The organism is Methylobacterium sp. CM6247 (assembly GCF_054817925.1).
Map to the genome: position 1 here is coordinate 2,605,820 of NZ_JBTXKX010000003.1, position 12,345 is coordinate 2,618,164.

Consider the following 12,345-nt stretch of genomic DNA (forward strand, 5'->3'; position numbering starts at 1 on the left):
ATACCACTCATATGCGTCGAATCGAAAGCTTAGCAGCTCTAAATGGTCGAAAATCGTTGACGTCGACGCATTCACGGTAATACAGAGAGGCGACTTACGAGCGTCACCAATTCTGCCTGTCGGTGCGTGTGTGTTTTAGTGTAGATTGCGCTAAGCTGCGTACGCACAGTAGCGACGCTGATCCCCTGGAACTTACCGGCTTCTGTAGGCGTAGCGCCACCCGTAATCAGGACAGCTAATCTAGCTTCGGCTGGAGTAAGACTAAATATACTTTGAAGCTTTTCTAGGTTTGGCTGCGGTGCTTCCGCGAGGTCGAGCATGATCAGTGCAGTGTGTGCTCCTGTTATTCCGGCTTCAGGGATTCGCATTGCCTGCAATACGAGGGGACGTATGGAGGAACGTTCAATTACGATCCAGTCTTCACTGTCGAGGCGGAAACGTCCATTCGCTCGCGTTAAAAGCAACTTCAACACCGCGCGCCCCTCTCGCGGCAAATTGGCTATCTGCGTATCGTCCAACACTAGTTCCCGCTGCAGAATTTTCCTTGCGTTTGCGTTGATGGTGGCGATTTGGCCATCCGTTGTTAAAACAATACCGCCACAACCAACACGATCTAATGCTTCTAAAAATGGCAGCCCTACGCGCAAATGCCTATCCAAACCTCAACAGCAATTCTCTTATAAGAAATGAAAATGCATGTATTTTCAAGCCCAAGTTCAGAAAACCACATCTCGAACCATAAGTTATTCTACTTACGTATTTACGCGAATTTTACGTAGTACTTAAGCATTTTCTCGCCCATTCGCCGGCATCGGCAAGAGTTTCAAATAGCAATGCATGAGCCGCACAACGGCCAAACCCAAGTTCGAGAAACCAGCCACCATCGGCGGGAACAAGTACGGCAACAAGGAGCTGATTGGCCCAAATAAGCTGGGCCGTCTCGCAGGCCTGCTCCGTGGCGGCGATGACGGTCTGGAACCTCACTTGAATCACGATTAAAAGCCCCGTCCAAAAAACGGCACTGTAAGGGATTCTAAAACTTCGACATCATTCATTATGATGATGCTACATCAAGGGGCCTCTTCCATATGGTTGCGCTTTTGTCTTGCATTGCGAGGCGACGCATGCTGCTTTGCGAGAGGTCGCGTCCCCTGCCTAGTATAGCTGATCAAGTGCTGCCACGATCGCCGGCTTAGGACGTGCGGATCAGTTTGCCAATGTCTAAAGGTTGGCAAGGAGGTCATTGCCGATCGGGGCGATACCTTCCAGGGTTCTAGCCCTATCGTCGCAGCAGGATTTGTAACCCTTGGCGCCCGCAGCGAACAGTTGTATCCTGGGAGGTGATGTCGTTGTAGGGTAGATATCCATAATTGCGGGGTAGGGACAGGTTGTGACAGCCACCCCCGAATCTCAGAAATCCTCGTTGACCAAAGATATGAAAGCGCAATGCGGGCGGATGGAACAGAGCACCGACGCGGATTTTCTGCGAGGAATGAGCGGGTTTTGCGGCTGAGCGCTGTATCAGGGTACAGGTGAGCGGCCTGACCGGAGCAGCCCATGGCGAGTGGAGCGCCAAGCGCCGAGCCGTGAGGTTGAGAGCTTCCCGCACTATGTCACGGACAACGTGCGCCTTGTGCCACGGCGGCACGAACTCGTGCAGAGAGGGCGGCAGCAACCAGCCCCGATCCACATCTCACTTAGGAAACACCTTGACCATGAACCCAGTGAATCACCCCACGGCTACGCCGTCTAGAGGATTACTCGGACAGATGGGGTTATTGGGTCACGCAGTGGGTCCGCTGAAGCCGGCTGCTCCTATCGAGATGTGAGATCGTTGTCGAAGCTGGATCGCCACCGCAGCAGGATGGAGCAGCCATGACGTACTTTACCGGACTGGACATCTCTCTGAAAGAGACCGCGATCTGCGTGGTCGACGAGACGGGACGGCTCCTTAAGGAGATGCGGGCCGCCGGCGAGCCTCCCGCTTTCATCGCTGCCTTGACGAAGCTCGGCCTCCTCCTCGCCTGCCTCCTGAAGAATGGTCCTTTCTGAGGTATGATGGTGTGGAACGGCCCTGCTTGCGGCAGTGCTGATCTGGGTTCTCATTCCGGATCAGTTCTCGAACGCGGAAGATCCGGACATGTCTGAGATACACGTCGTCGGCCTCGATCTGACCAAGCAGATCTTTAAGGTACACGCGATCACCTCTGAAGGAGCCGTGTCGGTTAAACGGCAATTGCGCCGCTCGCAGGTGCTGGCATTCTTCTCCAAGTTGCCATCCTGCCTCGTCGGGATGGAAGCGTGCGGCGGTGCCCACTTCTGGGCGCGTAAGATCGCAAGGCTTGGCCATCAGGTGCGCCTCATGCCGCCGAGCTACGTCAAGCCTTATGTGAAGCGTGGCAAGACTGATGCTGGCGATGCTGAAGCTATCTGTGAAGCGGTGAGCCGTCCAACGATGCGCTTCGTGCCGGTCAAGACAGCCGAGCAGCAGGCCGCCGCCATGGTGTTGAAGACACGTGACCTCCTCGTACGCCAGCGGAACTAAGTGATTAACGCGTTGCGGGCTCACCTGTTGGAATTGGGCATCGTGAGCGGCACGGGGGTCAGCCGGGTGGCGGGTCTGATCGGGATTGTCCGTGACCCTAAAGATGTACGGCTTCCGGTCATCGCGCGGCAGGCGCTTGGGGATCTGGCCGATCACATCGAAGCGTTGAACGAACGCCTTCACCGCTTGGACCGCGAGATCGTGGCCCAGTCACGGGAGGACGCGGACCCCCGGGGGCTGACGGCGGTCCCCGGTGTCGGACCCATCTCGGCAGCTTCGCTGAAGGCCCTCGTCCCCGATCCGAGTAGGTTCGTCTCCGGGCGGCACTTCGCGGCCTGGCTTAGCCTGACACCGCGCGCTCGTTCCAGCGGAGGTAAGGAGCGTCTGGGCCGGATCTCGAAGATGGGCAATCCGACCTTGCGAACCTCGCTGATCCTGGGTGCGACCACGGTACTGCGCCACGCGCGCAATAGCGGAAAAGCTTCGCCGTGGTTGCAGGCGATCCAGTCGCATCGTTCTCCGAAGGTCGCCGCCGTTGCGCTGGCCAACAAGACGGGGCGCATCGTCTGGGCTCTCCTCACAAAGGGTAGCCATTATCGGAATCCTGGTCTCGCTGCAGCGAGCGCAATAGGCGCGTGACGGAAGAGACCAGACAGAGCTGACCGGCGGACCGCTGCCGGGCAGGGTTAAGGTGTGCAACAGCAGCGATGAGACCCGACGGGACGTCACCCCGAAGTGAGACAGGCCTCCAAAGCCAATGCGCTTCCGAGCGCGCAGGTATGATCTACCATTCACCTCGCGGACTACATCGAGGCCAGCGGTCCATGACAGCGCCCAAAGGCCGGACATATGACTGCACCGTTCTCGGTGGGGGATCTGTTGCTGAGCGCTCTTGTCCGCAGGGCCGTTCTACATATGGCTTCGAGCCATGTGGAGGATGTTGTCATGGGACAGAAGAAGCATACGGCTGAAGAGATTGTCGCCAAGCTGCGCCAATTTGATGTTCTGGTCTCGCAAGGTCGTAAGGTTGCCGAAGCAATCCGCTCCATTGAGGTGACTGAGGTCACGTATTACCGCTGGCGCTCCGAATACGGCGGCCTGAAGGGTGACCAGGTCAAGCGGCTGAAGTCGCTGGAGATCGAGAGCCAGCGCCTTCGTCGGGCGATCTCCGACCTGACTTTGGAGAAGCTCATCTTGAAGGAGACAGCTTCGGGACCCAAAGGGCAGCGCCAGCAAAACTTCTGAGCCCGGCTCGCCGCCGGGCGTGTGTCGCTTACGTCGTTGCCGAGCACGGTGTGTCCAAACGTTTCGCCTGCCGTGTCCTGGGGCAGCATCGTTCGACGCAACGCAGGGTCGCCGTCCTCGTCGAGGACGAGGCCGCTCTGACGGCCGCCATCGTCGCTTTGGCTCTCCAGTACGGGCGCTACGGCTACCGTCGGATCCGGCCTTGCTCCGGCGTGACGGCTGGACGGTGAACGTGAAGCGCGTCGAACGGATCTGGCGCCACGAGGGGCTCAAGGTTCCGGCTCGCCAGCCGAAGCGGGCACGCCTTTGGCTCAACGACGGTTCGTGCGTGCGCCCGCGGCCAGAGCATCCTGACCACGTCTGGTCGTACGACTTCGTCGAGCACCGCACGCACAACGGGCGCAAGTACAGGATGTTGAATGTGATCGACGAGTTCACCCGCGAGTGCCTGGCCATCCGGGTCGCCCGTAAGCTCAAGGTGCTGGACGTGATCGACGTGCTCTCGGACCTATTCAGTCTTCGCGGTGTGCCCGGTCATATCCGCTCGGGCAACGGGCCGGAGTTCATGGCCAAGGCCGTACAGGACTGGATCGCGGCGGTTGGATCGACGACTGCCTACATCGAGCCGGGCAGTCCCTGGGAGAACGGCTATTGCGAGAGCTTCAACGCGAAGCTGCGGGACGAACTCCTCAACGGCGAGGTGTTCTACACCCTCAAGGAGGCCAGCGTCGTGATCGAGCAATGGCGGTGGCACTACAACAGCATCCGACCGCACTCGTCGCTCGGCTACCACTCGCCTGCGCCGGAGGTCGTCATTTGGCCAACGGAACCGAACAGCTCAGCGCCGCTCGCTCAACCCGCCATCGTCACGCGACCGACGATGCACTAACTTCGAACCTGGGCCACCGAATGGGGGCAGGCCCGGCGGTTCCATACCCGGCCCAGCTGTGGAGGATGGTCATTCAACGCCTCGGGGCCGTCGCGTCGGTAGGCGTCGTATCAACGGTAGAACGTCGAGCGGGTGATGCCGAGTTTGTCCAGGGTGGCGCGCACCAGCAGATGGGATTGCTCGAGCAGCCGGATGATCTCCAGCTTCTCGCAGGCTGGATACCTCATGCCTCGTCGCCCCCAGCCCCGCTCATACTTTTTTTAAGCAGGCGATTCTCCAGCACGAGATCGGCTACGACCTCCTTCAGAGCCCCCGTCTCGCGGCGCAGATCCCGCACCTCGTCCGCCGTTGCCGCGCGAGCCGTATCGCCGGACAGGCGTTTTTTGCCAGCCTCCAGGAACTCCTTGGACCAGCCGTAGTACATCGAGGCGGCGATCCCCTCGCTCCGGCAAAGCTCGGCGATGCTAACCTTGAGGCGCAAGCCTTCCAACACCACAAGGATCTTCTACTCGGAGGAGAACTGACAACGTGTGGTCCGACGGATGTCCTTGATTACCGCTTCTGCTGGCTTCTTGGTTGATTCGGATGTCTGCTTCATCTTCGCTCCTCAGGAGCTACGATAATTCAGCCATCCTCCGTTCGTGAAGACCCTCAATCTGTCCCACAGGTGCTGATGTCGGACAATCGAGCGGAGCTTCGGCTGGCCCAGCCACTGGGGTGGCCTGAACCGCGAGCGCGCCGGTCGCCTCGTCGTTGCAATTGGTCGTCTCGCCTGCGTTACCAGCCTCATGGCCGCCACCGCTCTCAACAATCCAGCCTAAATTCAAAACCTCACACAGGCTCTTAGCGGGCATGGCGCCACGCGCGGGGCCTCAACGCAGAGTTCGGCTGAAGGAACCCTCACCCCCGCCAAAACATTATCGAAGTAGCAAAGTCAACGGTTGCCGTTGCGCGAATCCTTAGTCGACAACCCCGTGTCCACGAGATAATTGCCTATGTCGACGCAAACAGCGGCGTCCGAATTCGGTTGGTCCTTCTTCTTGGAGCCTACAGGCCGGAGATCCAAATAACGCCCCGGATGGCTTCTCCGTTGGCATCAATCCTGCAAGCTAGTTCGGCAGCGGCGCGCGCGTATAACCTAATATTTTCTGCGTTAGCCTCGACACTTTGATCTTTTGTGCTGGCTATCTCGCCGGGGTAGCGATAATGTTGTCGGGCTGTTCACGGTAAGTGCTTTCTGATAGGTCAAAGATGGCTGATTTATTAATCCAGTCGAGCCAATGTCACTACTTAGCCGCAATACGCTGTTTGTTCCGATCGCTTGCCCCGACCGGGACGACGTCGTTCGGAGCGTCGAGTACCTGGGTCTCCTTCTTCAGTTTCTCCTGGTCCAGGGCGGATGCCGTTCAACTCGGTCGGTTAATCTTTCATGTGGATAGCGGGCTATGCTCGTGAGCGTTGACTTGTGCAGGACAGTGCCGATGCTCAGTGCTTGTGCGGCGTCCGCCGCGGGGCGTATATCCGCCGCGCACTAGCACCCTCCGAAGCCTGCGAAAGGTCTGGTCTGACCATAGAGGTGGATGGCCTCCAGCGGCTAGCTTGCGTTAATGCCAGTCCTTACGTCGATCTCGGGGCGACCCTAAGAAGCATGCATGCTCTCGCTCCAACCTAAACCGAGGTTGTAGCGGCTGATGTTCTGGCAGAGTCACGCGCTCCAAATTCGGGGCAGAAGGCAGAATCCGCAGGCGCGATGGCTTCTGCGGTCAACAGTTTAGGAGAGGGCGTGAAATCAGATATACCGAAAGAGTCAGTCGCGGAGATCTCCGTCGAGGCGGTGGTGCCGTTCGCGCCCGCGTCGCGCTCGGCTGGGTTGGGGCGCCACTTCATTATCAACTCCACGAGCATGGTCGTTGGCCTGATCGTGTCTCTTGTCACTGTCCCTATCTACGTCCACCAGATCGGCGACGCGCGCTACGGCGTTCTTTCGATTGTCTGGCTGTTACTCGGTTATCTCGGCTTCCTTGACCTCGGCCTCTCTCGCGCCGCGACGAACGCACTAGCAAAGCTCGATTCGACGGCAGACGAGGAGCGTTCACGGATCGTTGCGACCTCCATCGTCCTAAATCTGGCGTTCGGAGCGATCGGAGGCTTTATCCTTTACGGCTCGGGCTTTCTTCTCCTCGAGCGCATCGTCTCCGTTCCGGCCGATCTCCATTCCGAAATTGAGGGAAGCCTTCCCTGGGTCGCAGCTCTCCTGCCGCTCGCGCTCGTATCTGGCGTAGCGGTCGGCACGCTGGAGGCGCGCGAGCGATTTGCCGCAGCCAACGTTCTTCAACTCGTAGGCTCAACGACTGGTCAGATAGTTCCCGTGCTCTGCGCGGTCCTAATAGCCCCAGATCTGTCAGTCGTCATTCCCGCTGCCGTCCTGTCGCGCGCATTCGGAGTCCTTCTGATCTTCGGCTATGTCCTATTCCGGAATGGCCCCTGGATGGCGACCAACCTCGACCGTGAAACGGCTGGACGCCTTCTCGGTTATGGCGGCTGGGTGACAGTATCGGGCATCGTCAGCCCCATCCTGCAATCGCTCGACCAGATAGTTATTGGCTCCATACTCGGCGTTGCTTCAGTTACTTACTATGCCGTTCCGATGGGGCTCGTCATACGCAGTCAGCTCTTCGCGGTTGCGCTCGCCCGCTCCCTGTTCCCGCGCATGTCCCGGCTCCAAGCCGAGGAGGGCCGCATCATCTCTGAACAGTCTCTCGTCGTTCTAGCCTATGGCTATGCGGCGATCTGCGCGCCCGCCATCCTGCTGGTAGGCCCCTTCCTTGAATTTTGGATTGGCCCACGGTTTGCGGAGTTGGGTGCGCCCGTCGCGCGCATCCTTCTTATCGGTGGCTGGATGAATGGGCTCGCATTTATCCCCTTCAGTCTCCTGCAGGCACAGGGCCGGCCGGACCTTCCAGCCAAACTCCACCTACTCCAGATCGTACCGTTCGTGCTTGTGCTGTGGACATTGTCGTCCAACCTGGGAATAGTGGGTGCAGCTCTAGCTTGGTCGCTTCGCGTGGTCGCGGATGCAGGTCTACTAATGAATCGTTCTGGAATGAGGGCCAGCGCCCTTCGGCCGCTAATCCCGGCGAGCGGCCTAATGCTCGCCTGCTATGCTACGGCCGAAGCGATCCCGCTGTCAATCGGGCCCGCCTTTGCATTGGGTGTCATAGCCGGGACTGTCCTTGTTGCGTTGGCCTATTTGTTTTCGCCCGTTGTAGCATCAGTTGTTTCGCGCTCGATCGCGTTTGGCATCGGACGCCTACGCCGTATGCTTTGAAAATGGTGGGCCGTTCGGCTGTCATACCGTGGTTAGATTTAGGTCGTGAACTCATAAGGGGATTTGGATCAGGACGACGATCATTGGGTTTTCCTCTTTGGAAGGAGATGCCGATGGCTCGGTTTGATCTGACGGATGCGGAATGGGCGGTGGTCGAGCCGGTCCTGCCGACGGACACACGCGGTGTCGAGCGAGTGGACGACCGGCGCGTGCTCAACGGCATCTTTTGGCGTCTGCGTACGGGCGCGCTCTGGGCCGATATCCCAGTGCGGTATGGACCTCAAACGACCTGCGGCAACCGCTTCCGGCGGTGGCGCAAAGCCGGAGTATGGGATCGACTTCTCGATGCTGTGTCAAAGGCTTACGACGGCGATATCTAGATGATCGACGCCACCAGCGTGCGGGTGCACCAGCATGCTGCCACCGCTAAAAAAAGACCACCGATCCCGTTGCATGGGTCGCCTCATCCTGAGACTCTCGAAGGACGCGCGGCGGCCTGACCAGCAAGATCCATGCCCTGGTGGATGCCGAGGGCCGCCCCATCGCTCTCAAGCTGACCGAGGGGCAGGCCCATGACGGTCGCTCCTCGGACGATATGCTCAGCATGCTCGGTCCGGGGCAGACCCTGCTCGGCGACCGGGCCTACGACAGCGACGAACGCCGAGACCGTCTGGCCCAGCAAGTGGCCTGGGCCAATGTCCGGCCGATGCCCAACCGCAAGGACGTCCCGGCCTTCAGCTCATTCTTGTACCGCTACCGCAACCTCGTCGAACGCTTCTTCAACAAGATCAAGCACCTCAGAGCAGTAGCCACCCTCTACGACAAGGACCCGGCCAACTATCTCGCAAGCGTCAAACTCGCAGCCGTCCGCATCTGGCTCCGATCTTAAGAGTCTACGACCTAGTTCGGCATCTGTACTTCAACGTGTCTCTTCGGCTGAAACGTAGCAGCGGTATCGCTATGGTTGTAATGGTGCTTACGACCGAGAATTTGTCACTTATCTCTGCATTGATGAGGCAGCACGTAACGTGGTGTCGACCCCAGCCATCGCCCCGATGACGGCCATTGACGATGTACGCGGCTTAGCACCCGTACGCGACCTGCCAGCATGCCTCGGCCTCGTATCCCAACCGTATACGACCGGCAGCAAACCGAAGTTTTTTTGGCATTGGCAAGCACGCAACTCCTATCTGTGAGGACTGTTCATCCAGGGATCGCGCTCAGTGCTGGCCTCACCGTCGAAGGTAGCGAACGGGATCGGGAGATGGCTGCGTAGACTGTTGGCGCGTGCGCACTACGATGTCATGGTCGTGGCGCTAGCAGCCGAGCTCGCCGGGATCGCCCGGGGAACGCTGAGAAAAGAGTGAGCTTCCAACGGCGGCTAAGCGGGGTGTCGAAGAAGTGGGCCAACGGGAACGACCGGTGATGAAGGAAATTTCATCTCCGTCGTGGAAGCGGATTCCGCCGCAAAGCGAGCTGTTAGCTTAAAGTTCGGCTGCTCGCGGATGCCGTGGTCGTAGCGTTGAACCGTTGCGGCCGGCGGAATTCAAACCGCAGGAGGACAGTTTCCGCCGCCCGATGGACGTGGAAGCCACCGGGTACATCGATACAGTTCCTGCCAATTCTGCCGGCCACGATGGCGGAGAGTCGCCCATCTGCGACATGCACCACTACTTAAGCATAGATGGCTCGATCCTAACTTAGGCTAGCAATATGCATTTTCGGTCGGCTGCGGCACTCTAAAAGGGCCACTGCCTCGCGTTTAGTCTCGGAGGTGGACTCGCGTCTACTTTTCGTCGTCGAGCACCTTTCCCATCTGTAACGGCGTATCAGGGTGTTCCTAAAATCTTGGGAGGAGCTGAAGTGATCTACGTAAGGCTTCGCCCAGCGGTCTCTCCACGGCTAGGTGGTACGCAACCCCAACGACGGTTGAAACCACGACGAGGAGACAAACTAGTGGTCCTAGTGGCAGCGTCGGTCCGAACCAGCGCGTAAGGATATTAACCGACGCCGATAGGGTGACACCATGGATCAGGTAAATCGCGTAAGATGCTCCCCCGAGGAGGAGCGTGAAGTGAGGAACGGCAAGGCGATTAGCTCTCTCTAATTCGACGGTTCCAAGAATAAAGGCGGCGGAGGATAAGCCGAAGATCATGCGGGCAGCAAGCGAATGATCGTAGATTGTCTTCCCCAACATCATGGTCAGCAGAAACACCAGAGCTCCTCCCACTGCTAGGGTGCCGGGAGCAAGGGTCTTGCGGCGCATCAGCCATAGAGCCGACCCAACTCCGAGCAGGAATTCGAGGTTGAATTCATTGAACAAAATCGTCAGCGGGAACGGTAAGCGCTCGAATGACAGTTGAAGCACCACGATCATCGCTCCCCAGGCCGGCAACATCCAAACCGCCCGCGAGCCGAGGCGGATCAAAAGACCGAAAACGATGTAAAAAATTACCTCGTGCACCAAGGTCCAGGCGACTCCTAGGATTGGATGTTCAGGATACGGAGCGAGCAGTAGGGAAAAAACAAAATTCATCGGGTCGTGCTGGCTCGGCTGGCCCGTGTTGGGGAACAGGAAATAGAGCAGCGAGAGCGGCAGCAGAATGCCCCAATAGGGCGGATAAATGCGCAGGAAACGATTGCGCGCATAAGGCCCAACGCGTCCCTGCCGACCGATATCGCCCCAGTGAACCCAAGCAATGATGAAGCCGCTGAGGACAAAGAAGAAATCCACGCCTGCACCGAACCCCCGCAGAAGTCCGCCGAAGGGCTCGGTTCCGTAGAATCGCGGTTCGGCAATGATGGTGCTAGCATGGCTGAAAACGACTAAGATCGCTGCCACGGCGCGGCCAGCTTGTATGCCGCCGAACTTAGATCGCTGCACCGTGACGGGCTGTAGATACACTTGCATAGCCTCCATTCGCGTGGACCGACTTGACCACCGTCATTCTCATGTCGGCGCAACTTAACGAAACGGTTTATCGCGGATTTTCGTGCGGTTGTCTAAGACAATAAGGCGAACTGGGAATACAGGCTCAGGATGTGCGGTTTGATCTGAAGCAGCTGGGCTCAGTGGACCATAACTTCGCAGATGGCTTCGTAGCGGTGAGGCCACGTAAAGTCTTTAGGTGGCGTATGCGAATTGAGGCGCTGACGAAATCGGTTAGATGAGCGCGGGTTTGCTTGAGGCTGTCGTAGTGTTAATATTTAGCCGTCGTGTGCTTAGCGGCGCGGTTTATTCGCTCGATTCGGCAGAAGCATCTTGGACGAATTGAGCCTGCTATGCTTGGCAACACGCCACCCGTTCTTGATGCTGGAGGCTTAGAGCGCCTAACAGAATCGTCTGGACTGGTCGAGGGTGATGAGGCTTGCCGCGAGGCTTGTGAAAGCCTCGTAGATGTCGGCGCGTCGCTCGTAGCGGACGGGCAGGAGGCGGAAGCGGTTGAACCAGGCGTGGGTACGCTCGACCACCCAGCGGTGGCGACCGAGCTTTTCACTGCTCTCGACCCCACGACGAGCGATGCGGGGGACGATCCCACGCGCCCGGCGCTCCTGACGTCGAGCCCTGGCATCGTAAGCTTTGTCGGCGTGCAGCTTGTCCGGGCGGCGTCGCGGTCGGCCGCGGCGGCCGTTCCGCAGAGGCGGGATGGCATCGAGGGTAGCCGCCATCATGACGGTGTCGTGTCTGTTGGCCCCGCTCAGGCAGAAGCTGAGCGGCGTGCCGCGCGCGTCGGTGACGAGGTGGCGCTTCGTGCCCGGCTTCCCCCGGTCCGTCGGGTTCGGGCCGGTGGCAGGCCCCCTTTTTGAGCCGGGACAGACGCGCTGTCCAGGCAAGCCCGGTTCCAGTCGATCTCACCCGCTGCGTGCAGGCGCTCCAGCAGCACGTGATGCAGGCGGCTCCATACGCCCGCCGCTTGCCAGTCCCGCAGCCGCCGCCAGCAACTCATGCCGGAGCCGCAGCCCATCTCGGCCGGTAGCATCTCCCACGGCAGACCCGAGCGCAGCACGAACAGGATGCCCGTCAGGGCGGCCCGGTTCTAAATCGGACGACACCCGCCCTTCGGACGGGGCCGAGGTGGCGGGAGGAATGGAGCGATCTCATCCCAGAGATCATCGGGGAGAAGCGGTCTGGCCATGCCAAACCAACGCGGAACTTCCAACTCCGTGCCGTTCTGTTAGGCGCTCTTATGCGGGTTCAGTCTCAACCACCTCTTCACCCATCGTTCTCCCCAATCACGTTGCGTATCGCCTTGTATCTTTGATTTGCCCGCTGGAGCGACACCAGTGAGGTTATAGGGTGAGGGTCAGCCCGTGTTTGCCTAGAGGCTGTTATGAACC

General features: G+C 59.0%; 3 protein-coding genes and 6 pseudogenes. 5 read left to right on the top strand and 4 right to left on the bottom strand.

What is annotated here, in order from left to right; all coding sequences use genetic code 11:
* Positions 1-71: 71 nt before the first annotated feature.
* Positions 72-647 (bottom strand): helix-turn-helix transcriptional regulator, encoded by a 576-nt coding sequence (locus ACYQOP_RS13090; RefSeq protein WP_461222641.1) that lies wholly within the window; start codon positions 645-647, stop codon positions 72-74.
* A gap of 1,228 nt (positions 648-1,875) precedes the next feature.
* Here ACYQOP_RS13090 and ACYQOP_RS13095 point away from each other — a divergent pair.
* From ACYQOP_RS13095 to ACYQOP_RS13105, 3 pseudogenes are all read left to right on the top strand, one after another.
* Positions 1,876-2,022, top strand: a pseudogene (locus ACYQOP_RS13095) (IS110 family transposase); the annotation flags it as partial.
* A gap of 118 nt (positions 2,023-2,140) precedes the next feature.
* Positions 2,141-3,184, top strand: a pseudogene (locus tag ACYQOP_RS13100) (IS110 family RNA-guided transposase).
* A gap of 306 nt (positions 3,185-3,490) precedes the next feature.
* Positions 3,491-4,679: pseudogene (locus ACYQOP_RS13105) on the top strand (IS3 family transposase).
* A gap of 35 nt (positions 4,680-4,714) precedes the next feature.
* On the opposite strand, the pseudogene ACYQOP_RS13110 reads toward ACYQOP_RS13105, so the two are convergent.
* Positions 4,715-5,277, bottom strand: a pseudogene (locus ACYQOP_RS13110) (helix-turn-helix domain-containing protein); the annotation flags it as partial.
* A gap of 1,152 nt (positions 5,278-6,429) precedes the next feature.
* Between ACYQOP_RS13110 and ACYQOP_RS13115 the strand changes: the two are divergent.
* Both ACYQOP_RS13115 and ACYQOP_RS13120 read left to right on the top strand, forming a co-directional pair.
* Positions 6,430-8,007, top strand: a complete 1,578-nt coding sequence (locus ACYQOP_RS13115) for a flippase (protein WP_461222642.1) — start codon at positions 6,430-6,432, stop codon at positions 8,005-8,007.
* Positions 8,008-8,114: 107 nt separating this feature from the next.
* A pseudogene (locus ACYQOP_RS13120) lies at positions 8,115-8,896 on the top strand (IS5 family transposase).
* 951 nt (positions 8,897-9,847) lie between these two features.
* Here ACYQOP_RS13120 and ACYQOP_RS13125 read toward each other — a convergent pair.
* Positions 9,848-10,891, bottom strand: a complete 1,044-nt coding sequence (locus ACYQOP_RS13125; RefSeq protein ID WP_461222643.1) for an acyltransferase family protein — start codon at positions 10,889-10,891, stop codon at positions 9,848-9,850.
* Positions 10,892-11,337: 446 nt separating this feature from the next.
* Positions 11,338-12,143, bottom strand: a pseudogene (locus ACYQOP_RS13130) (IS5 family transposase).
* Positions 12,144-12,345: the final 202 nt, after the last annotated feature.